Genomic DNA, 581 nt, shown 5'->3' with positions numbered 1-581 from the left:
GGTCATCCGGGCCGCCATCTCGCGGGCACGAGAAACGTACTGTGGACCGAGGATGGTGCGCAGATCCGCTAGGAGCGAATCCGAGGTCGTAGTCGAAAAGCGCCGCTTGGTACCGACTTTCAGTCGCTTGATCCGAACTCCCCAGAGAGTCTGATCGAGGTCCGTGGACAGGATCAGCTGTGGGATTCCGGCGCGCAGAGCCAACGCCGTCGTGCCCGCGCCACCGTGGTGGACGACTGCGCGGCACGCGGGGAAGGCGGCCGCGTAACTTGTCGCGCCGACCACCTTGACGTCATCCGGATGCGCGACTCGGGAATCATCCATTCCAGCGGCGCAAATCAGCGCCCGCTCACCCAGCTCCACGCACGCATCCGTGATCATGGCGAACACGCTGTCAGCAGACTCGACCAAGTCGACGGGGATGCTGCCGAAGCCGAAATAGATGGGTGGTTTTCCCGCGGCGATCCATGATGCAATCTCCTCGTCGGCGTCGGTCGGCAACTGCATCGTCAGTGTGCCGACAAACGGCCGCCTTTCGCCCCACTCGGCCGCCAATCCGGGAAACCAAACCTCGTCGTACG

The 581-nt window shown here is 63.7% G+C and carries 1 protein-coding gene; it reads right to left on the bottom strand.

All coding sequences use genetic code 11. The features are described from left to right. Positions 1-581, bottom strand: a 581-nt coding sequence (locus A5698_RS08765) for a glycosyltransferase (protein WP_353651815.1), incomplete at both ends; no start/stop codon positions are given.

The organism is Mycobacterium sp. E136 (assembly GCF_001666865.1).
Classification (GTDB): Bacteria; Actinomycetota; Actinomycetes; order Mycobacteriales; family Mycobacteriaceae; genus Mycobacterium.
The sequence above is the reverse complement of the archived record's forward strand: the minus strand, read 5'-3'. Positions and strand labels throughout refer to the sequence as shown.